At 34.5% G+C, this 22,714-nt stretch carries 21 protein-coding genes, 2 pseudogenes and 1 other annotated feature; of the genes and pseudogenes, 22 read left to right on the forward strand and 1 reads right to left on the reverse strand.

Going from position 1 to position 22,714, the window contains the following annotated elements; genetic code table 11:
- Window positions 1-65 precede the first annotated feature (65 nt).
- The 18 genes and pseudogenes from M1G14_RS02065 (at window position 66) to M1G14_RS02145 (ending at window position 20,369) form a co-directional block, all read left to right on the forward strand.
- Entirely contained in the window at window positions 66-1,040 is a 975-nt protein-coding gene (locus M1G14_RS02065; RefSeq protein ID WP_239683028.1) for a glycosyltransferase family 2 protein, read from the forward strand.
- A 56-nt stretch (window positions 1,041-1,096) separates the two neighbouring features.
- Complete coding sequence (locus tag M1G14_RS02070) at window positions 1,097-2,023, forward strand: glycosyltransferase family 2 protein (RefSeq protein WP_247926226.1); 927 nt, start codon at window positions 1,097-1,099, stop codon at window positions 2,021-2,023.
- A gap of 65 nt (window positions 2,024-2,088) precedes the next feature.
- Window positions 2,089-2,940, forward strand: a complete 852-nt coding sequence (rfbD, locus tag M1G14_RS02075; protein ID WP_247926227.1) for a dTDP-4-dehydrorhamnose reductase — start codon at window positions 2,089-2,091, stop codon at window positions 2,938-2,940.
- Between the two features lie 59 nt (window positions 2,941-2,999).
- Entirely contained in the window at window positions 3,000-3,212 is a 213-nt protein-coding gene (locus M1G14_RS10970) for an acyltransferase family protein (protein WP_214255186.1), read from the forward strand.
- Window positions 3,213-3,225: 13 nt separating this feature from the next.
- The gene (locus M1G14_RS02080) at window positions 3,226-4,050 is read left to right on the forward strand and encodes an acyltransferase family protein (protein WP_345773023.1); all 825 of its coding nucleotides are present in this window, start codon (window positions 3,226-3,228) and stop codon (window positions 4,048-4,050) included.
- Between the two features lie 76 nt (window positions 4,051-4,126).
- A pseudogene (locus M1G14_RS02085) lies at window positions 4,127-4,370 on the forward strand (glycosyltransferase family 2 protein); the annotation flags it as partial.
- A gap of 315 nt (window positions 4,371-4,685) precedes the next feature.
- Window positions 4,686-6,212, forward strand: coding sequence for a beta-carotene 15,15'-monooxygenase (locus tag M1G14_RS02090; RefSeq protein WP_247926228.1), 1,527 nt, complete (start codon window positions 4,686-4,688; stop codon window positions 6,210-6,212).
- Between the two features lie 212 nt (window positions 6,213-6,424).
- Window positions 6,425-7,271: pseudogene (locus tag M1G14_RS02095) on the forward strand (IS30 family transposase); the annotation flags it as partial.
- A gap of 292 nt (window positions 7,272-7,563) precedes the next feature.
- Window positions 7,564-10,515: a rhamnan synthesis F family protein gene (locus M1G14_RS02100; RefSeq protein ID WP_247926269.1), complete on the forward strand. Its 2,952-nt coding sequence runs from the start codon at window positions 7,564-7,566 to the stop codon at window positions 10,513-10,515.
- Window positions 10,502-11,803, forward strand: a complete 1,302-nt coding sequence (locus M1G14_RS02105) for a DUF2142 domain-containing protein (protein WP_049496030.1) — start codon at window positions 10,502-10,504, stop codon at window positions 11,801-11,803. The genes M1G14_RS02100 and M1G14_RS02105 overlap by 14 nt, the downstream gene beginning before the upstream one ends.
- Window positions 11,804-11,811: 8 nt before the next feature.
- Window positions 11,812-13,044 carry a glycosyltransferase family 4 protein gene (locus M1G14_RS02110; protein WP_049496028.1) on the forward strand — a complete coding sequence of 411 codons (1,233 nt, stop codon included), beginning with the start codon at window positions 11,812-11,814 and terminating at the stop codon, window positions 13,042-13,044.
- A gap of 99 nt (window positions 13,045-13,143) precedes the next feature.
- Entirely contained in the window at window positions 13,144-14,292 is a 1,149-nt protein-coding gene (gene cps2T, locus M1G14_RS02115) for a beta 1-4 rhamnosyltransferase Cps2T (protein WP_247926229.1), read from the forward strand.
- Window positions 14,289-15,230 carry a glycosyltransferase family 2 protein gene (locus M1G14_RS02120; protein WP_247926230.1) on the forward strand — a complete coding sequence of 314 codons (942 nt, stop codon included), beginning with the start codon at window positions 14,289-14,291 and terminating at the stop codon, window positions 15,228-15,230. The genes cps2T and M1G14_RS02120 overlap by 4 nt, the downstream gene beginning before the upstream one ends.
- Complete coding sequence (locus M1G14_RS02125) at window positions 15,230-16,039, forward strand: ABC transporter permease (RefSeq protein ID WP_247926231.1); 810 nt, start codon at window positions 15,230-15,232, stop codon at window positions 16,037-16,039. The genes M1G14_RS02120 and M1G14_RS02125 overlap by 1 nt, the downstream gene beginning before the upstream one ends.
- On the forward strand, window positions 16,039-17,247 hold the full coding sequence (locus M1G14_RS02130) for an ABC transporter ATP-binding protein (protein WP_247926232.1): 1,209 nt from the start codon (window positions 16,039-16,041) through the stop codon (window positions 17,245-17,247). The genes M1G14_RS02125 and M1G14_RS02130 overlap by 1 nt, the downstream gene beginning before the upstream one ends.
- Window positions 17,240-18,106 (forward strand): rhamnan synthesis F family protein, encoded by an 867-nt coding sequence (locus M1G14_RS02135; protein WP_247926270.1) that lies wholly within the window; start codon window positions 17,240-17,242, stop codon window positions 18,104-18,106. Before M1G14_RS02130 ends, M1G14_RS02135 begins: the two co-directional genes overlap by 8 nt.
- Entirely contained in the window at window positions 18,106-19,779 is a 1,674-nt protein-coding gene (locus M1G14_RS02140) for an LTA synthase family protein (protein WP_247926233.1), read from the forward strand. The genes M1G14_RS02135 and M1G14_RS02140 overlap by 1 nt, the downstream gene beginning before the upstream one ends.
- A 113-nt stretch (window positions 19,780-19,892) precedes the next feature.
- The gene (locus M1G14_RS02145) at window positions 19,893-20,369 is read left to right on the forward strand and encodes an EbsA family protein (RefSeq protein ID WP_023917814.1); all 477 of its coding nucleotides are present in this window, start codon (window positions 19,893-19,895) and stop codon (window positions 20,367-20,369) included.
- A 9-nt stretch (window positions 20,370-20,378) separates the two neighbouring features.
- Here M1G14_RS02145 and M1G14_RS02150 read toward each other — a convergent pair whose 3' ends face one another.
- Window positions 20,379-20,579 carry a ferredoxin gene (locus M1G14_RS02150; protein WP_003006690.1) on the reverse strand — a complete coding sequence of 67 codons (201 nt, stop codon included), beginning with the start codon at window positions 20,577-20,579 and terminating at the stop codon, window positions 20,379-20,381.
- 45 nt (window positions 20,580-20,624) lie between these two features.
- On the opposite strand from M1G14_RS02150, the gene M1G14_RS02155 reads away from it, so the two are divergent.
- From M1G14_RS02155 to rpmI, 4 genes are all read left to right on the forward strand, one after another.
- Window positions 20,625-21,080: an SAG1386/EF1546 family surface-associated protein gene (locus M1G14_RS02155; RefSeq protein WP_003006692.1), complete on the forward strand. Its 456-nt coding sequence runs from the start codon at window positions 20,625-20,627 to the stop codon at window positions 21,078-21,080.
- Between the two features lie 14 nt (window positions 21,081-21,094).
- Window positions 21,095-21,775 carry a (d)CMP kinase gene (gene cmk / locus M1G14_RS02160; protein ID WP_031574170.1) on the forward strand — a complete coding sequence of 227 codons (681 nt, stop codon included), beginning with the start codon at window positions 21,095-21,097 and terminating at the stop codon, window positions 21,773-21,775.
- A 23-nt stretch (window positions 21,776-21,798) separates the two neighbouring features.
- Window positions 21,799-21,927: a sequence feature (ribosomal protein L20 leader region), on the forward strand.
- 16 nt (window positions 21,928-21,943) lie between these two features.
- Window positions 21,944-22,474: a translation initiation factor IF-3 gene (gene infC / locus M1G14_RS02165; RefSeq protein WP_003003721.1), complete on the forward strand. Its 531-nt coding sequence runs from the start codon at window positions 21,944-21,946 to the stop codon at window positions 22,472-22,474.
- A gap of 33 nt (window positions 22,475-22,507) precedes the next feature.
- Complete coding sequence (gene rpmI, locus M1G14_RS02170) at window positions 22,508-22,708, forward strand: 50S ribosomal protein L35 (protein ID WP_001125942.1); 201 nt, start codon at window positions 22,508-22,510, stop codon at window positions 22,706-22,708.
- The last annotated feature ends 6 nt before the right edge of the window (window positions 22,709-22,714 follow it).

Genomic DNA, 22,714 nt, shown 5'->3' on the forward strand with positions numbered 1-22,714 from the left:
AAGTTTGAATATCTTAATTATTTGCAAAACTATGGGTTCTATTAAAATATATAAAGGATAAGATTGTGAAAGAAGCGCCTAAGATTAGTGTCATTATTCCAGTATATAATGCAGAATTATATCTCAAAAGATGTATAGATTCCGTTTTGAATCAAAGTTTTAAATCATTTGAAATTATTGCAATTGATGATGGTTCAAAGGATAATTCGTTTAAAATATTGAATGAATACCAACAATTTTCTCCAAATATTAGAACTTTGAGTCGAGAAAATAAAGGTGCAGCCTATACTAGAAATGAAGGTATCAAGCTTGCAAAAGGTGAATTCATCATGTTTATCGATAGTGATGATTATATAAACCCAGATTACTTGCAGGTGTTTTATGATGAAATATCAAGTGGGATAGATGATGCAGTTATTGGTGGTCTTCAGAGAGTAAACCAAGATGGTAAACAACTATTTTCTATCCAATTGGGTAAAGATAAATGGTCGAAATATAGATCGATTTCACCATGTGCTCGCATCTATAGAAAAAAATTTTTAGTAGATCACGAACTTTCTTTTCCAGATATTCCGCTGGCTGAGGACTTGTTATTCAGCTTAACGGTATATACAAAATCTAAAAATATAAGAACTATCCCATATTGTGGATATAATTGGTTTTATAATGAGAATAGTGCCTCTAATACATTAAATAAAGGATTTAACCCAAATTTAGATATCAAGAATGTACTTGATAAAATTGCAGCGATTATCCCTAAAGATTTTTCTGAAACTAAATTAATTAAATTTTTTATAAAAAAATTTACTCTTTATTGGTTATTGGACGGTGGGAGACATTCTACAAGTGCAGAGTTTTTACGTCAATATAAAGAAATTAATGATTGGATCAGGATAAATGGAATGAAGTCCACTCTTTCTGTTTTTGATCGAGAAATTAGAGATGAGAGGTTTATGGTTAAACTAGCTATCTTTACAATGAACTTGATTGAAAAGCTCGGTTTATTAAAACTGTTTGCAAAACTGTATTGTAAAGGGTAGTTAGAAGATATACAGTTTACTGATAATTTAGTAGCAGATGTTAATAGGAGCAATGAATGGTTATATCAGTTGTAGTCCCATGTTTTAACGAAGAAGAATCGATTCCATTGTTTTATCGAGAAATGGAACGTGTTCGGATGAAGATGGGAGAAAAGTTTGAATATATTTTTATAAATGATGGCTCTTCAGATGGTACGCTATCTGTTCTTCAAAAGCTACATGTTACAGATTCAAATGTGCACTACCTTTCTTTTTCACGAAACTTTGGGAAGGAAGCAGCTCTCTATGCCGGACTTCAGCATGCTTCAGGGGATTATGTGACGGTCATGGATGTAGATCTGCAGGACCCTCCGGAGTTATTGATTGAAATGAAGCAAAAGTTGGAGGAACAGCCGGATTTAGACTGTGTCGGAACGAGACGCGTAACCCGGGATGGGGAACCACCGATTCGTTCCTTCTTTGCACGGATGTTTTATAAATTAATCAATCATATTAGCCAAGTGGAAATGGTTGACGGGGCGCGTGATTTTCGTTTGATGCGTCGTCAAATGGTCGATGCGATTCTTGAACTTTCGGAGTACAATCGTTTTTCAAAAGGGATTTTTGCTTGGGTTGGATTTGAGACAGAATATCTAGAGTATAAAAATGTAGAGCGCGTGGCAGGAGAGACGTCTTGGAATTTTTGGTCCCTCTTTAAGTACTCGATTGAAGGGATTGTCAATTTCTCGGACGCCCCATTAAACATTGCTTTTATTGGTGGACTGTTATCTTGGATTTTGGCATTTATCATGATGATTTTGATTGTAATCCGCACCTTGGTCTTTGGGGATCCTACTTCAGGTTGGCCATCCCTCATGACAGTGATTCTTTTCCTTGGGGGCTTCCAATTGCTAACCATTGGGATTTTAGGAAAATATATAGGCAAAATATTTATGGAAACTAAGAAACGTCCAATATATGTTATTAAAGAGAAAAGCAAGTAAAAAGCAGAAAACTTCTGCTTTTTTTGCTATAATGATAGGGAAAGAGCATTTGAAAGGAATTTAACATGATATTAATCACAGGAGCAAATGGGCAACTTGGAACAGAACTTCGCCATTTGTTAGACGAACGAAATGAAGAATATGTAGCTGTTGATGTAGCTGAAATGGACATCACAAACGCAGAGAAGGTGGACGAGGTATTTGCGGAAGTAAAACCAACCTTGGTATATCACTGTGCCGCCTACACAGCTGTTGATGCTGCTGAAGATGAAGGAAAAGAATTGGACTACGCTATCAACGTGACTGGTACGGAAAACGTAGCAAAAGCGTCTGAAAAGCACGGTGCAACCTTGGTCTATATCTCAACCGACTACGTGTTTGATGGGAATAAGCCAGTTGGTCAAGAATGGGAAGTAGACGATGAACCAGATCCTCAAACAGAGTACGGTCGTACAAAACGTATGGGGGAAGAATTGGTTGAGAAGCATGTTTCTAACTTCTATATCATCCGTACAGCTTGGGTCTTCGGGAACTACGGTAAGAACTTTGTCTTCACCATGCAAAACCTTGCGAGGACTCATAAGACTTTGACCGTTGTAAATGACCAACATGGTCGTCCAACTTGGACACGTACTCTTGCAGAGTTCATGACCTACTTGGCTGAAAATCGTAAGGAATATGGTTACTATCACTTGTCAAATGATGCAGAAGAAGATACAACTTGGTATGACTTTGCAGTTGAGATCCTCAAAGATACGGATGTAGAAGTGAAGCCAGTGGATTCCAGCCAATTCCCAGCTAAGGCTAAACGTCCACTTAACTCAACGATGAGCTTGGCAAAAGCGAAAGCAACAGGGTTTGTCATTCCAACTTGGCAAGATGCCTTAAAAGAATTTTATAAACAAGAAGTGAAATAATTAAAATGGAAAGATGGTGCGAAACCATCTTTTCATTCGGTAATACAATAAGGAGATTTATGAAAGAGCGAAAACTAAATATAGATATACTAAAATGTATTGCAATAGTATTTATAGTAGCTGTGCATTTTTTTCTTCATACCAATTATTATGGTCGTTCTTATACCTATAAAAGTATATTTTTATCATCTTTTATTTGGATGTTTTTTATGACCTGTGTTCCCATATTTATCATGACTACAGGTTATTTAATGAAAGATAAGACTTATTAGTAAAACTTACTTTATAAAATTACTACCAGTAATTGGAATTTATGCTCTCGCGGCAGCAGTATATACTTTCTTTGATATGAGAGTTTTCAATGAAGAATATTTTGCGAAGTTATTAGAAAATATTTTTTTCTTTAGTCACTATGCGTGGTATGTTAATTTGTATATTGGCTTATACCTGTTGATCCCTTTCTTGAATGCAGGTTTCAATTCGTTAACTAGCCGTAAGAATCAAGTTGTAGTTTTAGCTATTTTAGTTTTACTAACTATTGTTTCACCTACTCTTTCATTATTGAACAACAATGAACAAAATTTTTTGATTTTACCGCACATCATTCCAGATTATTGGAAAGGACTCTGGCCTATCACATACTATCTTCTTGGAGCTTTTCTCGCTTCATCAAATAAGAAGTTGAGTTTCAAGGAACTTGTTATTGTTATTTTCATTCTTGATATTTTAAATGTTTTTGGGTTAGCAGCAATATCAGAAACTAGTTTCGGAATCGAATATAGAATTCTTCCGGTATTCCTATTGTCTAGTTTAATCTTTTATTCAGTTATACACTTAAAAGTCTCTATAAAAAATGAGTGGTTGAAAAGAGTTATTCTATTTATCTCAAAGAACACTCTTCCTATTTACTTATTGTCTGTGATCGGAGATTTATATTGGTATCCTAAAATACTCGCGAAATGGGGGGATTTTGCGAGTATTTTACCGAAATTTCCTTTGATTGTTTTCTTTTTGTTATGCCAATCTATATTAATAACGTTTTTATTATTAAATGTTTTGAAATTTATACAAACTATATTTAACAATCCAACAATTAAAAGTAGTAAGTAAAAATGTTATTTGAAAATATTTCTATGTGAAATATTTAATAACAAAGGCAGTCTCAAAGTTATTTTATCGATATTGAGAGAAATTGAAAATCTTCTATTTTGATGAAGGAGCGAGAGTGAGTTTGGATTAGTACGCATGGTATTAGATCAGTGAGTATAAAGGCCTATATGATAAGGTTATATGCCATCGTATACACGAAAATTCTGAAGCATCAAAAACCATCGCACTTAACACTCGTGGTAAAGAAGACCTACCAATTCTTCTGGCCTATTTGGATTGCCAAGTTGTTGATGAGACAATATTTGAAGAGCCAACATTAAAATAATTAGTTTGTTTATGATTAGGAGGAAAAAATGAAAAACAGTAAAAGATTTTATTTATATATATTTATTGTGAATGTGTTGTTTGCAATACAGTATTAGAAAGTACTTAGTGTACATTTAAGATTAATTTTTATAATAAAGCGAATCTAAATCTTTAAAATAGTCAATGCTATCGGAATGAAATCGTTTAATAGCTAAATAGTGTTATTATCTTTCTTACATTACGTTCTAAAAAGTATATCTTACCAAATTTTGAATAGAAAAGGTCTATTATTCAGGCTTAGTTAAACACACATAAAAAAGGTCGATACAATGAAAACTTTTAACAATTTTAAAAAAATAACATCATTATTTTATAAATTTATCTTCTATTTAACATCCGCTATTCTTTCAGGTCTAATTTTATCTTCTTTAGTGTTTACAGTGTATATGCCCCTATCTGCAAACGAAAGAATTGAATTTTCTTATTCAAATTGGTATTTTCCACTATTAATTCTGCTTTTTATACTGTTACTTTTTAAAAGTAAAGATTTAATAGAAAAAATTTCATCGAAAAAATTATTTTTAATCCTGTCCATTGTCTATTTTGTTTTAGGACTCTTTCTTATTATTCGTATAGTTGGTGGATTAAGAGCAGATGCTGCCATTGTTTATAATGCTGCAACAGATTTTAATAACGGTGTTTTTAATAGTTTAACTGAAAAAGGTGATTATCTGTACGTAAACCCTCATCAATTAGGCTTAACCACATTAGACAGAATATACGTTTTATTCTTTAAGAATGAAAGATTTATTTACTTTTTTAACCTCCTCTTTATTCTAGGAACAAATTTCCTTATTTATAAAATTAGTTTCAAACTTTTTAAGAATAAGTTAATAACAAATTACACCATCCTTTTATCATTCTTATTTTTCCCACAGTTTTTCTTTCAACTATTTGCGTATGGAACTATCCCAGGGTTATTTTTTGTTTTATTGGGATACTATCATCTTTTAAAATATAATGAAACTTTACACTATTCTAATGCGATGAATAGTATACTAAGTTTTGCTTTAGCATGTCTGATTAGAAATAATTACTTCATTTTCGTTATCGCCATTACATTGATACAAGTTTTCAATTTCTTAGAAAATGTTAATTGGCGAAAATTAATTGTAACATTCTTAATAGTAATAAGTATTCCTATGTCATCATTCCTTTTGAAGAGCTATTATCAAAGTGTTACTCATGTTCCTGTTCCTCAAGGGACACCTATGCTTGCTTATATTACCATGGGAACACAAGATAGTCCTGTCGCACCTAGTATCGGAGGCTGGTGGGATGGTTACAATTCTTTGTTGCTAAAAAATAATGATTTTGATCGACCTAAAGCTGTCGAGCAAGCAAAAAATGATCTTAAAAAAAATTTGCTAACTTTCTATAATCAACCAATGTATGCAGTAGAATTTTTCTATAAAAAAATTCTATCCACATGGTTGGAACCGACTTTCCAATCAATATGGACTGGCCCACTTCCTGACTTAGGGAATGTCCAGAATTCTAGAATTTTGAAGAGTATTTATGAAGAAAAAAGTGGATACTATTTTTTGAATTCTTTTGGTAAAGTTCTTACTGTTTCAATCTATTTACTAACTGTGATTTCTGTAGTCTATAATATTAAAAGTAAAAAGTTTTCTGCTTTTGAGCTATTTACAATTATTTTCTTCCTCGGAGGGTTCTTTTTCCATATCTTCTGGGAAACAAAGAGTCAATATGTTTACATATATGTTCTCCTTTTGATTCCTTCTGCTGCTAAAGGGTTAGAGAAAGTGGGATCAATACAATTTTTAAAAGGATAGCAGATGAGAGTCACAATCAAATCTCTAAAGTGCATAGTCTAATAATGGATGGAATTACTAGCCAGTCTGTAAAACCTATTAGTTTGATTACCAACTTAGGCATCATAACTTCATTTTTTAGTTTCCCAATTTGTAAAATTAAGCTAGACGGAAAAAGCCATCTATGTTAAGCTCAGATAAACACCACATTTGTCTGAAAGGAACTAACATAAATGACCAATACTCATCTTACCACAAACGAACTTAATGATAGAGGCTTACTATCAAGAAAACATAAAAGTTTCAGATATTGTGACTTCACTTGGCAGATCAAAACAGACAATCTACAATGTCATCAACTATCTGAAAGAGGGACACTCTGTTTATGATTACTATAACTGATATAAAATCAATAAGAAACGCTGTGGCAGGAATAAAACCAGTCTTGCGCAATCAGAAATAGATTTTATCCAAACTCATTTAGAACAAAATTAGAGCCTTGATGTCATTAAAGGAACTTATCCAGATAGGGTTTCTTGTTCTATGAGAACTCTCTATCGACTAGCAGACCGTGGTATTCTAAAGAAAGAGGATCTCCCTTGGAAAGGCAAAAGAAAACCAAATGGTCATAGCGAAAAACGAGGAAAACAAGCGTTGCGCAGAGATTTGCGTGAGAGAGCAGACAGTTATCCTAATTTTAAGACGGAATTCGGTCATCTAGAAGGGGATACAATTGTGGGAGAAAAACACAAAAGAGCAGTCATTACCATAGTAGAACGCTGCTCAATAGCCATCATCACACTGAAAACCAATGGACGGAAAGCAAGTGATATTGAAGCCTCCATCAATCAATGGTTGTCTCAAGTTCCCAGTCATCTCTTTAAGGCGATAACTTTTGATTGTGGGAAAGAATTTTCTAATTAGAAATCTATTTCGAATGAACATGACATTGATATTTACTTTGCGGATCCAGGATGTCCTGGTCAACGAGGTCTAAATGAACATTCTAATGGCTTATTAAGACGAAACGGATTACCGAAACAAATGGATTTTACGAATATTTCTCAAAATTATGAGAGTGGGACAGAAATCGGTAATTTGTTAGAATTCGATTTCGTCGTCCCACCTCCGCACAGTTGAGTAGGGCTGTAAAAGCTGATGAAATCAGCGTAGTAGAGCCTACTCAACCACTGCATCTTGCTCGACAATCCAAAGACAATTGAGAGGCTAGGACTTTTGTCCCAGCCTCAAGAAATAGAATTCCTAGGAAATCATTGAATTATCAATCACCCTACCAAGTTTTTCTGGGTTACTTGAAAAGTCTAACTTAATTTGACAATTTAGGAGAATAAATATCGAAATGGATAAAAAAATGACTAAATTAATATCAGTAGTTGTGACATGCTACAACCATGAAAATTACATTGAACAATGTTTGCGAAGTATTTTTAACCAAACCTATCGTAACATTGAATTAATTGTTCTTGATGATGGTTCGACAGATTCTTCCTCAGAAGTTATTCAGGAGGTTTTGAAAGAATCGCCTTTTGTGACGATATTTGAATCTCACGAAAATATAGGTGTTGTGAGAACAAGGAATAAAGGACTCAATCTTTTAAATGGGGACTATTTTTTATTCGTAGATAGTGATGATTTCTTGGATGATAGATATGTAGAGGAGTTATATGATTGTGCGAATAATCATCAAGCTGATATAGTGTATTGTGATTTATACAATTTTGAAAAAGATGAAACCTATTTAAAAGCACAAGAGTTTGATTTACATAACTTATTGGAATCAAACTATATTTCAAACTGTTCTTTAGTAAAAAAAACAATATTAAAGGGTATCTATTATGATGAAAAACTTTCAGGGAAAAAACTTGAAGACTATGATTTTTTCTTGAACCTCATTATTAATAATGGTGCTAAAGCAGTATATCAGCCGAATACCAAGCTTAATTATCGCGTTTTTGAGAAAGATTCGATTTCAAAAAGGGACTCCGTACGATATCATTATGAGATCTATCTCGAAGTTCTTGAGAAATATCTGGATAGGCTTCCTCATGACATTTATCAAGCAGTTTGTGATAATCTCATGACTTTAGAAGATCGTTTAGAAAGTTTAATAAGTCACCATAATGATGTTTCTGAATATGTAAAAGAATTACAAAGAAAGCAGAAACAGCTTAATCGTAAGAGTCAAACGCAAGTAGTAGAATTGAAAGAGGCTCGTAAAGAGATACAACTGATTCGAAGTTCTCTTTCGTATCGTATAGGGAATTCTCTGATTAAACCTATTAAAATCACGAAGGTTTTATTAAAAAATCCACGAAAAATCAAGTCTTATTTAAATGCTACAAAGGATAAAATTGTTAGATTACGTCGTCATGTGACCCCACTTAAGGTTCGTCGGTTACGTCGTCTTAGAAATAGTCAACGGTCTGCTCTGTCATTTACTGGTAAAAGAGCGCTAGTCTATGTCATTTTCGAATCTGAAAATCGGTTGCAAGAATACAAATTACGTTTTTTACAGGCCTTGTTCTCGTTGGTGGATGATGTCATTGTTGTTGTAAACGGTCAGCTTCATGTTGAAGATATCAATACACTTGAACCCTATGGACAAGTTTTGACTCGTGACAATAAGGGATATGACACAGCAGCCTTTAGAGAGGGGATCTTTGTTCTTGGTAAAGATAAGCTTAAAGATTATGATCAACTGTTCTTGGTCAATGATACCAATATTGGACCGATGAGGGATCTGTCTCAAGTTTGTCAAGAGATGACTGATAAGCATCTTGATTTCTGGGGTATTTCATTTGGAGAAGAGCAAGAAGATGTTACTAAGGAGAACCCATACGGCTATATTCCTAAGCACCTTCAGTCGTATTTTCTAGTTATTGAAAAGCTCATGTTAAATGATGATGCTTTTTATGAATATTGGACACATTTGACAGACACAGATTCTCGCGATAAGGCTATTGGTCGACATGAGACACGTTTTACCAAGTATTTTTCTGATTTAGGTTATCGTTTCGATGCTGTGGTGCATGAATACGAAGATTCTGCTATGTATATTCACCCGTTGAGGATGCTTAAAGCAGGTAGCCCTTTGGTCAAATACACAGCTTTGAAAAATTATGATGAGGATCAATTCTTGTGGCAAGGTCTTGAGCGTGAGTCAGAAGTTCCAGATTTGCTAGAGTATGTTGCTGAGAAGACAGATTACCCAGTGTCAATTTTGCAAGATATTGTCAATAAATTCAAAGCTGTTCCTCGTGAACAATATATTTTATTGATTGATGGTGTTGAAAATATTATTCCACAATGTACGCGCTATCGTGTTTTAAATAAAGCAGAGCAATTACGTAAGCATGGCTTTGAAGTTATGGTTACTAACTTATCAGATTTTCAATTGTCAATGGCCCAAAATGCTAGTCATATTATTATCTATCGTTCTCCAATCTCGCCTGAACTACTGCGCTTATGTCATATGGCTCAAGATTATGGTAAACCGATTTTTTATGATATTGATGATTTAGTCTTTGATACGGTTTATACAGATCAATTGAGTTATACGCAAGGGTTGAATTCGGTTGAAAAAGGAAACTATGATGCAGGTGTTCGAAATTATGGCTATATGCTAGAAAACTGTGATGGTGCCATTACTTCGACTAACCAATTGCAGGAGGAGTTGTATAAGTACCAAAGTAAGGTTTTACTTAATCGCAACTTGGCTTCTGATGACTTAATCGCTATTAGTAGTCAATATATCAAAGATTACTCTCAAACATCTGATATTGTTAAGATTGGTTATTTCTCTGGTTCAATTAGTCATAATGAGAATTTTGAATTGATTAAACCAGCTATTAAGCAACTGCTTACAAAATATAGCAATGTCCAATTACATATTGTCGGGATTCTCGATATCCCTCAGGATATGAAGCCCTTTGAAAATCAAATTGTAACTCACGATTATGTGGACTGGGATAAATTGCCTGCCTTGATTAGTGAGGTTGATATTAACCTAGCACCGCTTGTGGATTCTATCTTTAATCGTGCCAAATCTGAGATTAAGTGGATTGAAGCTGCTTTAGTGAAAGTACCAACAGTAGCAAGCAAGATAGGAGCTTTCTCGGATATGGTTATTGATGGTGAAACAGGTCTGTTAGCTACTGATGATCAGTGGTTTGACAAGCTAGAAGCTTTAGTTTTATCTCCAGAATTAAGACAAAACATAGCAGAATCAGCTTACCGAGCAGTCCTTGAAAATTGTACCTTAAGCAAGAAAGATGAAATGGTGACTTATTTTGAACAAAATTAAACAAATAAAAGTTGAAAATTTATTTTTCATCTTAGCAACGATTTTTATTTTTTCATTTATGTTAGTATTTCCAATTAATCGTGTGCCAGACGAAACAAACCACGCGCGTATGACTTGGGAAACTGTCCACAAACCAACTCTACAGTCCTTTAAATGGATGAACGAGATTTCGAGTGATGCTCATGTAAACCCTACTGACTATGAAAAGGTTCTTAATAAAAAACTTGATATGGAAAAAGAACCGTATCAAGTCACTCTAAACCTTAAATCTCTTTCCTTTCTTCCTCAGTTGGTTGGTATGACATTGGGAAGTTTGATAAAGCCAACAGTAGGCATGATAATCTATATGGGCAGAATTTTTAATGCCTTAGCTTATATTATAGGTGTCTTTTGTTTAATTAAATATTTTAAATATGGTAAACTAGCTCTATTCTTTATTTCGTTACAACCAATAATGGTTCAACAAGCATCTTCTTTATCTTATGATGTAATGAATTATTTAGAAATCATGCTAGCAATTGGTTTTATAACGAATTTAGCATACAAAAAGACTTTTTCAAATAAAGATGGATTTTTATTAGTACCTATATCGTTATTGCTTTTAGCTACTAAACCAAATAACTTTTTATTACTATGTCTTATTCCGTTTATACCATTAAATTTTGAAGGTGTCTTTAGTTTTTTAAATACGCCCTTAAGAGTAATTAAACAGACTATTTCAAAATTTAAGTATATGTTTTATTTAGTTTTATTACTTGCAATCTTCGCTGTTCTATATTATTTAATGAGAGATAACGGTGGAGTAATCCACTACATTCGGGTGTTGTCGAATACATTATTAAAACAACATATGAACGGTGACCTAAATACTATTTTGACAATAGGTATGTTTGGTTATTTTGGGAATTTCACTATTCAGCTTCCATTATGGCTTATTTTTGTAAATATTTGCATATTATTTCTTGTGTTTTTATCAAGCGAAGAATATTTCTTCACTAAAGATTTTGCAACTGTCTCTTCATTATTGTTTCCAATACAAGTGCTTGCAACTGTAACGGTCATGTATCTACAATGGACACCTATAGTGTTAGGAAATGGGGCGAATATTTCTGTTGGAAGCCAGGGGAGATATTTCACTCCATTTCTCATCTTATTTTTGCCCATAATTGCAAATTTAGGTAACCTTAAAATTAAACAGCATAAGTTGCTAACTATTACTGTAGTTACCTTATTATTCAATTATCTGATTTCTCTTTACTTATTAATTCCATTTTATTGGGTATTTTAGGAGTTGCGATGACTAAAACAATTTTATTTATTTCACCTACTGGAACAATGGATAATGGCGCCGAAATTTCAATTTTTAATTTAATGAAATTTTTAGTTAGTAAAGGCTTTCGAGTCTTAAACGTTTTCCCTGATTATCGTGTACCAGTTCAAAAAAATTATTTGGAGCAGATGAAGAAAGCTGGAATTCAAGCTATTGGTATTCCAGCAGTTAAGTGGTGGTGGGAAGAAGCTCCAGGTGGATTACCTGGGACACATTATCAGCGAGTAAAAAGTTACGAGGATAATATTAAAAGAATTCGAGATATTTTGAATCAGAATAAAGTTGATTTAGTTATTAGTAACACAGCTAATGTCTTCCAAGGAGCTTTGGCTGCAGCTGAAGAAAATATTCGTCATTTTTGGCTAATTCATGAATTCCCTGAGGGAGAATTTGGTTATTATAAAGAAAAACTTGGATTTATTGAATATTATTCTGATCAAATTTTTGCTGTGTCTGGTTCTTTGCAAAAGGAATTATCACAATTATTAACTGATAAGAATATTTTAAGTTTTATACCATACTCTGAAATAAGTGGTACAAATTTAAAAACCTCTAATTCTCATAGGATTATTCAGATTGGAAGAATAACTGAAAATAAAAATCAGTTGGAATTAATCAAAGCTTTTCACAATTTAAATATTTCAAATATTCCATTGATATTTATTGGTGCAGAAGATGAAGAATATGCAAAAAGATGTAAAGATTATGTAAAAAATAATAGCATTCAAAATGTTCATTTCATAGGTTTTCTTGAAAAACCTTGGGAATTTTTAACCGATAAAGATATATGTGTATTTACGTCAAAAATAGAAACGTTTGGAATGGTATATATTGAAGCACTAATAAATAGCATTCCAACAATTGTATCGAATAACAAGGGATATAGATCTGTTAAAGACCTCTTTATACAAGGAGAAATGTACTGCTTGGGCGATATACCTGATTTATCAAGACATATCTTAAATTTATTGACAAATTTTTCTATGAAGAAAAATGAAATGGTACAAAATAAAGAAAAAATAACAGCAATATACAATTTAGAAAATGCTTATAAGTGTATATTGAAACATGTAAATGAGGATGTAGAGATTAATGTAAAAGAAAAAGATAAATTTTTAAATATTAAGGGTGTAAAATCATCTAAAATTGATGTATTTAAAAATTTTATTAAAAAATTATTTGTATTAAAAAAGTTATAGAATGATTGCAGACAAATACCGTCACTACAAAATGGTTATACAAGCTTTCTTTAAAATGGTATAATTGAATAGACTGTGAATGATCTGAAAGGGAACTCTATGCAACACGTTTTTATTATCGGAAGTCGTGGACTTCCGGCTCAATATGGTGGTTTTGAGACTTTTGTGGACCAATTGGTCTCGCATCAAGTATCTCCAGATATCCAGTACCATGTTGCTTGCCTTTCTAATGATCAAGCCTATCATCATTTTGACTACAAGGGTGTCGATTGTTTTACGATTAAAGCTCCGAAGCTTGGGCCTGCGCGTGTCATTGCCTATGATATGATGGCCATCAACTACGCCTTGAAGCTTATTAAGAAACAAGGAATTAAACAGCCGATTTTTTATGTCTTGGGCAATACAATCGGAGCCTTTGTGGCACCTTTTGCGCGCAAGATACATAAAATGGGTGGTCAATTCTATATCAATCCAGATGGACTGGAGTGGAAGCGGGCCAAGTGGACCAAACCGATCCAAGCTTATCTCAAGTATTCTGAAAAAATCATGACACGCCATGCTGACTTGGTGATTTCTGACAACCCTGGTATTGAGTCCTATATAAAGGAAGCCTATCCTTGGTCCAAGACGACCTATATTGCCTACGGAACGGACCTATCTCCGACCAGCCTAAACAGTCAGGATAATAAGGTCCGAGAATTCTATCACAAGTGGAAGACTCAGGGAAAAAACTATTACCTAATTTTGGGCCGTTTTGTCCCAGAAAATAATTATGAGACCGCCATTCGTGAATTTATGGCCTCTTCCACCAAACGGGATTTGGTGATCATTTGTAACCAGGAAGGCAATCCTTATTTTGAGGAGCTCCGAGATCGAACTGGATTTGATCAGGATCCTCGTGTTAAGTTTGTAGGAACGGTCTATGATCAAGACCTGTTGAAGTATATCCGTAAAGAAGCCTTTGCCTATATCCATGGTCATGAAGTGGGCGGAACCAATCCAGGTCTCTTAGAGGCTCTTGCTCACACAGATCTGAATTTAGTTTTAGGAGTCTCCTTTAACCAAACGGTCGCTAAGGATTCGGCTCAATATTGGACTAAAGAAACTGGAAATTTGGCGCATTTGATTGATCGGGTTGATTCTTTAGAAGATGTATCTGAATGGGGTCAACGTGCCAAGGACAATATGAAGCAAAACTTTACCTGGGAAAAAATTGTAGGTGAGTACGAGGAATTATTCTTATCATGAAAGTAAATATCTTGTTGTCCACCTATAATGGTGAACAGTATCTAAAAGAGCAGGTCAAAAGTATCCAAGACCAGACCTATCAAGACTGGCAACTCTTGATCCGAGATGATGGATCGACAGATGGTACGGTGGAGATCATTCAAGAGTTGGTGGCCCAGGATGAGCGCATTCGCTTTATCAACCAAGGAGCTATCGAAAATCTCGGTGTTATCAAGAGCTTCCATGCGCTTCTGAAATATGAAAAAGCTGATCTTTATTGCTTCAGTGACCAAGATGATGTCTGGCTTCCTGAAAAGATTGCTCTTCAAGTAGCAGAAGCGGCCAAGCATCCTCAAGAAGTGCCTTTGCTGGTCTACACCGATTTAAAAGTGGTCGATGAAAACTTGAATGTTCAACATGAGAGCATGATTCGTACCCAGTCTGATCATGCCAATACAGAACTGATTCAAGAGTTGACGGAAAATACGGTAACTGGCGGAGTGGCCATGATTAACCACGCGCTGGCTGACTTATGGACAGGTCAAGAAAAACATGCGCTCCTTATGCATGATTGGTATTTGGCCTTGTTGGCAACTGCCTTTGGGAAGCTCATCTATATCGATCAGCCAACAGAATTGTACCGGCAGCACAGTAGCAACGTTCTGGGTGCTCGTACCCTTAGAAAACGGGTCAAAAACTGGGTTCGCCCTCATATTCTTTTTGCTAAGTACTGGAATCTCATTGAGTCCAGTCAAGAACAAGCAAAAAATCTATTGGATCTGCCTGTCAGTCTCCAAAATAAAGAAATCATTGAAAACTTTGTGACAATCATGGACGTCCCGTTCAAGGAACGTTTGGCTCGTATTCGCAAGTATGGTTATCGTAAGAACCGAGCCTTTCACACCTTTGTGTTTACCAGCTTGATTCTGACAAAGTTTGCATATCGAGGTAAAAAATAATGTTTGACGTTTTTAGTCAGAAAAATCGAATTTTATTACGAGAGTTAATCAAAACAGACTTTAAATTACGCTACCAAGGATCAGCGATCGGTTATCTTTGGTCTATTTTAAAGCCCCTGATGATGTTTAGTATCATGTATGTGGTATTTGTTCGCTTCTTAAGATTTGATGATGGAACACCGCATTATGCTGTTGGATTGCTTTTATCAATGATCTTTTGGACGTTCTTTACGGAAGCAACAAATATGGGAATGTTGTCTATTGTTTCAAGAGGAGATTTGCTACGCAAATTGAATTTTCCTAAGCAAACAATTGTTGTCTCTTCAGTTTTTGGAGCTGCAATTAATTTTTCTATTAATCTTTTAGTAGTAATTGTATTTGCTCTCATAAATAATGTTTCATTTGGTATTCATTCTCTAATAATTATTCCTTTATTTATTGAGATGTTGATCTTAGCTATGGGGTGTGCATTTATCCTATCGGCCTTATTTGTTAAATATCGAGATATTGGTCCGGTTTGGGAAGTTGTTCTTCAAGCAGGTATGTACGCCAGTCCTATTATTTATTCGATTACCTATTTATTGCAACGAAATCATTTGGCAGTTGCTAAAATGTTGATGATGAATCCAATAGCTCAAATGCTACAAGATATGCGTCATTTTATTATTGATCCAGTTAATCCACGTGGTTGGGATATCTTTGATAATAAAATGATAGCTTGTATTCCATATTGTATTCCAGTATTCATTTTTGTGATTGGTTTGATTGTATTCAATAAAAATTCGAAACGATTTGCGGAGATTTTATAATGTCAAGTAATGTAGCAGTTAAGGTAGACCATGTAAGTAAATTTTTTAAATTACCAACAGAGTCAACTCAAAGTTTACGAACAACACTAGTAAACCGTTTTAAAGGAATTAAAGGTTACAAAAAGCAAGAAGTTTTGCGAGATATTTCCTTTGAAGTTCAAAAAGGAGATTTCTATGGTATTGTAGGAAGAAATGGTTCTGGAAAATCTACTCTCTTAAAAATTATTTCAGAAATCTATGTGCCGGAAAAAGGTTCTGTCACCATCGATGGGAAATTGGTGTCTTTCATTGAGCTTGGAGTGGGCTTTAACCCAGAACTGACAGGTCGTGAAAATGTCTATATGAATGGGGCCATGCTGGGCTTCTCAACATCTGAAATTGATGCTATGTATGATGACATCGTAGACTTTGCTGAGTTGCATGAATTCATGAACCAAAAACTCAAGAACTACTCATCAGGTATGCAGGTTCGTCTAGCTTTTTCGGTCGCGATTAAGGCCCAAGGCGATATCTTGATTTTGGACGAGGTCCTTGCAGTAGGAGATGAAGCCTTCCAACGCAAGTGTAACGATTACTTTATGGAGCGTAAAAAATCAGGTAAGACGACGATTCTTGTTACCCATGATATGAATGCCGTAAAAAAATATTGTAATAAAGCTGTTTTGATTGAAAATGGCTTGGTTAAAGTAGTTGGAAACCCTGACGATGTTGCAAATCAATATAGTTATGATAATGCATCAAGTCAAAGGGTTTCGAATGATGATGTTATAGTTGAGGATTCAGCTGTAAGCAATTTAAATATAAAATTGCTTTCGAATAAAATGTCAAGTCCTGAAGATCCCATTGAGTTTGAGGTGTCATATGATGTTAATCAGGAAATTAAAACTTACATAGCTTTCTCACTAACTGAAATTGACCGCGGACTTTGGGTATATAACGATAATTCTTTAGATTTTTTGACGGCTGGAAAAGGAAGAAAGAATTTCCGTTACTCATGTAGTTTATCAAGCTTGAATGATATCAAATTAAAACTTCAAGTTTCTGTAAGAGATAGTTCGAATACAATGCTTGCATTTGCAAAGGGAAATAATTCACCTATAATTTTGTTAAATCGAACTGACATTTCTGATGATGATATTTCTGCAAAAGACTCTGCTACTGGATTGATTCAGAGGAATGGTCATTGGGAGACTTTAGTTGATGAATAGAATTCTTTTGTACATTCATTATAATAAATTTGATGAGGTGAGTGAGCATGTTCTTTATCAGTTAGAGCAAATAAAACCACTTTTTTCTCGTGTAATTTTAATATCCAACAGTCGTTTAGAAAAGAATTACATGCGAAAATTAGAAATAATTGGAATAACTGAAATTATTCAAAGAGCAAATATCGGATTTGATTTTGCAGCTTGGCGAGATGGAATGGATTACGTTGGTTTTGATCATTTGGAAAAGTATGATTCTGTGACATTAATGAATGACACTTGTATAGGTCCTCTTTGGCCATTAGAACCTTATTTTAGATCATTTGAATCCGCTATAGATTGTGATTTTTGGGGAATGACAAACTTTAAAAAAACAAAATATTTTCGAGAACATGTGCAAAGTTATTTTGTTTCCTATTCCCGAGAAGTTGTTTCATCAAAAGTGTTTAAAAGTTTTTGGATGAATGTAAAATCTTATGATAATGTGAGACAAGTTATTGATAATTATGAAACGAAATTTACATCTGAATTAAAAAGAACAGGATTTAACTACCAGGTTGTATTTAATACTTTAGGGGAAAAATCAGATGATATGCTTCATCCCGATTTTTCTTACTATAGGCCGTTTGACATCTTGAATCATAGGGTACCATTTTTAAAAATAAAAGCGCTACAATCACATCAAGAACAAGCAAATCAATTAAAATGTGAAATAAAATCAATTTCAGACTTTCCTTCTGAAATCTTGGAAAATGTGTATTCATCAATAGAATTTTTCTCAAACGAAATTGTGAGAAATGAGAAAATTAGTATCTTTAAAAAAGTAGTTAATAAATTAAAGAGAGTAGTAGAGAGAAGTTAATGGAATTAAAGAGAAAGATAATAAAGGCTAAAGAGTTATATTATTTGAAGAATTTATTTTTGATAAAATATTTATTTTCACTAATAATTTCATTACTGGCTATCAGTAGTACAAAGGATTTTGGTTATACAATCATATCTTTAATTGAATTGTCATTAATTTTTTTTCTGAGTAATTTCTTTATCAAGAGATTTCAAGTTATCACTCAAATTTTCAATAGTGTGTTACTGCTGTTATATAATACACAAATACTTGTGTTAAATTTTGGAACTTCGTATGTTACATTGACTATGGTTGATAACATAAGTTCATGGGAAGCATTGGGTGGTAGAGCGTTTATCTATGGTTTTGCTATTTTACTATTATTGTTTTTTAGTTTTTTACCGATTAATAAAATTGAATTGTTAGATACCTCAAAATTCAAAAGAGCAAGTCTGCAAGATGACCCAATATGGAAATTCCAAGATCTTATTTTTGTTATTTTGATTTTTGTATTTGAATTAATTGTATTACAATTTTTATCGGTAAAAATGTCTCCTACTGTTTCAACATATAATTTGGTACAAGATAAAATTGAGTTTGAAAAAGTAAAACGAGAGACCCTAATAAAATCAGAAAAGCTTAAACAAAAATTTCTTAAAGATGGAGTTCAAGATTATGTTAAAAAACCATCAAACCTCCCTGATAAGCCAAATATAATCTTAATTTTTACTGAGGGATTTTCACATCATATTATCGATGACAGTAGAAATATTACTCCAACAATTAAAGAATATGAGTCGAAATCTATATCGTTTAGAAATTATTATAATCATACGTTTGCAACATACCGAGGTATAGAAAGTCAATTATTCTCGGGTTATCAAATTGAGAATAATTCACGGAATTACTTAATTTCTCTTCCTAAATTTTTAAGTGGACAAGGATATAAAACTGAATTTATAAATACTGAACCTAAAAATAAAGAATTTACAGATTACCTTTCTGATTTAGGTTTTGATAATATTTATAGTTCAAAGTTGGAAAATGGTAGAAAAATCTCATTTGACAAAGAAGCGTATGAGGAACTGTTCTCACAAATAGAGAATTATTCAAAAAATAAATCTCCGTTTCTAATTTCAATGTACACATTTGGGACACATGTAGGTTCTGATGGATATAATTATAAATTAGGAGATGGTAATGATAGAGTTCTCAATCGATTCTATGAGATGGATCAGCAGTTTAAAAAATTCATGGATCGATTTAATTCAAGTCCAATCTCAGAAAATACAGTCCTTATTTTCACCACTGACCATGCGACGTATGTTGATGATGAATATAAAAAAGCATTCCCAAATGAAAACCGTGATCATGTAAGTTTGGATAAAATTCCATTTTTTATATACTATAAAGGTGTATCGTCTCAGACAATAGACGTGAATGGGAAAAATTCTCTTAATATGACACCAACTGTTCTAGATTTTTTAGATTATTCTTCGACAAATTATTTTTTAGGCACCTCCCTATTTTCACAAGATAACAATGACAATATGTTCAGTTCTATATACTCCGAAGGTACTGTTTTGAAAAAAACGTCAGGGAGTAAGGTAGAGGAAATTCCTGAAAGTGAATTAAAAATGATCAAAGAAAAAGTTTATGAATACTTTAAAGTATCTCAAAATAAAAACTAGGACAGAATGAAACTTTTAAAAGGAGTGCTAGCAGTTAAAAATCTTTGTGATTTTGGCTGTCTGGCTCCCTTTTTTTTGTTTTTTATGCTAAACTATTAGATGGGGGTACGCTCATGATTAAGATATTTGGAAAGGTCCATTATCATTGGCAACCGGACTTATCTATTCTTGTGACTTATTGGTCCATTGCAGTGATTCCGGTCTTTATTGGACTGGCCTTGATGTATGAGAGTTCTAGTGTGCCAACGCTAGTTTTGTTTTCGTTCTTTTTATTTATGGTCTTGCTTGCGATTGGGGTCCATCGTTACTTCACGATCTATGAGGATGGGATCTTGCGGATTATTACAGCCAATCCTTTTACTCCAATCAAAGTGAAGATTGACTCGATCGAAAAGGTCGAAGTAAATAAGAAATCGATCAAGCTCATATTTAATGATGGATCGCGCAGTCGAACATTCTGTATGCGTAAATGGCCGAAAAAATACTTTATCAATGCACTTGCCTTAAATCCTTATTTTAAGGGAGAAGTAATCCTGACGGACAATTTCATCCATGTGGATTACTACGAGATGTATTATGCAAACAAATAAAAAGCCCTCTTAATCTTTTAAGAGAGCATGAGTGGGGCATTCTTTAATAGCCTCGAGAACATCGTTTGTGACAGGGACTTCCTTTTCAAGGAGGTCGTCCTCTTCAGCAGCAAATTTAACGATGCCATTGTCATGGTAATCAAATAATTCAGAATAGGTCTGACAGAGACCGCAAGCGATGCAACGATCTGGAATTAACGTAACTTTCATACTTCTATTGTAATGATTTTTACGAGAAAAAACAAGGAGGAAGTCATGGCAAAAGAACCATGGGAAGAAGATATTTACGATGATGGAGAAGAAACATTGAAAAGAACGAGTAAGTTAAACGGAATCAAGGCAGACCGTCTATTGACGATTTTAGCCATTATTTTCTTTGTAGTAGTAGTGGCGATGGTCTGCTTGTTGATTTTCCTTTCAACAGGTGGCAGCAACAAATCAAAACAAATGTCTGGTTTCTACAATGGAGAGACTAAGGTTGAACAGAAATCATCAGCCCCTGCAGCACAAACTGACCAAGCGGCTAAAGACGATAGTTCAAAAGATGAGAACTCTGAAGAAGGTACGATCACTGTTCAAGCAGGTGAAGGGGAAGCAGCGATTGCTGCGCGTGCTGGTATTTCCATTGCCCAATTGGAACAGTTAAATCCTTCTCATATGTCTACAGGATCATGGTATGCGAATCCTGGTGATGTCGTTAAGATTCAGTAGGAGTTGAGGACAGCATGAAACAAATTCAAATTGCCATTGATGGACCGGCTTCTAGTGGAAAATCCACAGTCGCAAAGATCATTGCCAAGGATCTAGACTATACGTATCTAGACACGGGAGCTATGTATCGTGCAGCGACTTACCTAGCTTTGCAAAATAATCTGACAGCTGAACAGGTTGATGACCTCTTAGCCCTTTTAGATCAGTATCCAATTAGTTTCGGTCGTTCAGAAGAAGGAGAGCAGCTTGTCTTTGTAGCAGACGTGGATATTACCCACCCAATTCGCGATAACCAAGTGACCAACAATGTTTCATGGGTTGCAGCGCTTGCGCCAGTCCGTGAAAAACTTGTCGCTCTACAGCAAGAAATTGCAGCAGAGGGGGGCATCGTTATGGATGGACGCGATATTGGGACGGTCGTCCTTCCACATGCAGAGTTGAAGATCTTTTTGGTTGCTTCGGTTGAGGAGCGGGCAGAACGTCGTTATAAGGAGAATGTTGAAAAGGGCATCACAGCGGATCTTGAATTGTTGAAAAAAGAAATCGCTGAGCGGGACTATAAGGACAGCCACCGTGCCGTTTCTCCTTTGAAACCTGCAGCTGATGCCATTCATTTTGACACAACGGGTGTTGGAATTGCAGATGTTGTTGCCTTTATTGAAGAAAAAGCAAAAAAACTTCTTGACAAAGAATAAAAAACTTGATATCATATAAAAGTTGAGAAAAGCAGAAGTGAGAACTTCTCGCCTTGTGACGCAAGTTGCCTGGCCCCTACGGATCAAGTTTCAGTAATGAAATACATCATGTAGTTCGGGCCTGTATTGCAGGTCCGTTCTTTGTTTTTCTCGAATAATAAAAAAGAGGTGAAAACCATAGCAAAGCAAGACTTATTCATCAATGATGAAATTCGTGTACGTGAAGTTCGCTTAATCGGTCTTGAAGGTGAGCAATTGGGTATCAAACCACTTAGCGAAGCGCAAGCACTTGCAGACGACGCTAATGTTGACTTGGTTCTCATTCAACCTCAAGCTAAACCTCCTGTTGCGAAAATTATGGACTACGGTAAGTTCAAATTTGAGTACCAGAAGAAGCAAAAAGAACAACGCAAAAAACAAAGCGTTGTGACCGTGAAAGAAGTTCGATTGAGCCCAGTGATTGACAAGGGTGATTTCGATACAAAACTTCGCAATGCTCGCAAATTCCTTGAAAAAGGAAATAAAGTGAAGGTATCCATTCGCTTTAAGGGTCGTATGATTACCCACAAAGAGATTGGTGCTAAAGTTTTAGCCGACTTCGCTGAAGCGACACAAGATGTGGCGATCATCGAACAACGTGCTAAGATGGATGGACGTCAAATGTTCATGCAATTGGCGCCAGCAACTGACAAGAAATAATCTGTCAGAAAGTTAAAAAAAGGAGAAAATATCATGCCAAAACAAAAAACACACCGCGCATCAGCTAAACGTTTCAAACGTACAGGTTCTGGTGGACTTAAACGTTTCCGTGCTTACACTTCTCACCGTTTCCACGGAAAAACTAAGAAACAACGTCGTCATCTTCGTAAAGCATCTATGGTGCATTCAGGAGATTTCAAACGTATCAAAGCAATGCTTACTCGCTTGAAATAATTGCGT

Source organism: Streptococcus parasanguinis (assembly GCF_023109675.1).
In the GTDB taxonomy this organism is placed as follows: domain Bacteria; phylum Bacillota; class Bacilli; order Lactobacillales; family Streptococcaceae; genus Streptococcus; species Streptococcus parasanguinis_I.

Bases quoted from the DNA above. Each gene is read 5' to 3' on its own strand.
- M1G14_RS02130 (WP_247926232.1), top strand. From the start codon at position 16,039: ATGTCAAGTAATGTAGCAGTTAAGGTAGACCATGTAAGTAAATTTTTT.
- M1G14_RS02125 (WP_247926231.1), top strand. From the start codon at position 15,230: ATGTTTGACGTTTTTAGTCAGAAAAATCGAATTTTATTACGAGAGTTA.
- rfbD (WP_247926227.1), top strand. From the start codon at position 2,089: ATGATATTAATCACAGGAGCAAATGGGCAACTTGGAACAGAACTTCGC.
- M1G14_RS02090 (WP_247926228.1), top strand. From the start codon at position 4,686: ATGAAAACTTTTAACAATTTTAAAAAAATAACATCATTATTTTATAAA.
- M1G14_RS10970 (WP_214255186.1), top strand. From the start codon at position 3,000: ATGAAAGAGCGAAAACTAAATATAGATATACTAAAATGTATTGCAATA.
- M1G14_RS02145 (WP_023917814.1), top strand. From the start codon at position 19,893: ATGATTAAGATATTTGGAAAGGTCCATTATCATTGGCAACCGGACTTA.
- M1G14_RS02155 (WP_003006692.1), top strand. From the start codon at position 20,625: ATGGCAAAAGAACCATGGGAAGAAGATATTTACGATGATGGAGAAGAA.
- M1G14_RS02120 (WP_247926230.1), top strand. From the start codon at position 14,289: ATGAAAGTAAATATCTTGTTGTCCACCTATAATGGTGAACAGTATCTA.
- cmk (WP_031574170.1), top strand. From the start codon at position 21,095: ATGAAACAAATTCAAATTGCCATTGATGGACCGGCTTCTAGTGGAAAA.
- M1G14_RS02140 (WP_247926233.1), top strand. From the start codon at position 18,106: ATGGAATTAAAGAGAAAGATAATAAAGGCTAAAGAGTTATATTATTTG.
- M1G14_RS02135 (WP_247926270.1), top strand. From the start codon at position 17,240: ATGAATAGAATTCTTTTGTACATTCATTATAATAAATTTGATGAGGTG.
- M1G14_RS02100 (WP_247926269.1), top strand. From the start codon at position 7,564: ATGACTAAATTAATATCAGTAGTTGTGACATGCTACAACCATGAAAAT.
- M1G14_RS02150 (WP_003006690.1), bottom strand. From the start codon at position 20,579: ATGAAAGTTACGTTAATTCCAGATCGTTGCATCGCTTGCGGTCTCTGT.
- M1G14_RS02110 (WP_049496028.1), top strand. From the start codon at position 11,812: ATGACTAAAACAATTTTATTTATTTCACCTACTGGAACAATGGATAAT.
- rpmI (WP_001125942.1), top strand. From the start codon at position 22,508: ATGCCAAAACAAAAAACACACCGCGCATCAGCTAAACGTTTCAAACGT.
- M1G14_RS02070 (WP_247926226.1), top strand. From the start codon at position 1,097: ATGGTTATATCAGTTGTAGTCCCATGTTTTAACGAAGAAGAATCGATT.
- cps2T (WP_247926229.1), top strand. From the start codon at position 13,144: ATGCAACACGTTTTTATTATCGGAAGTCGTGGACTTCCGGCTCAATAT.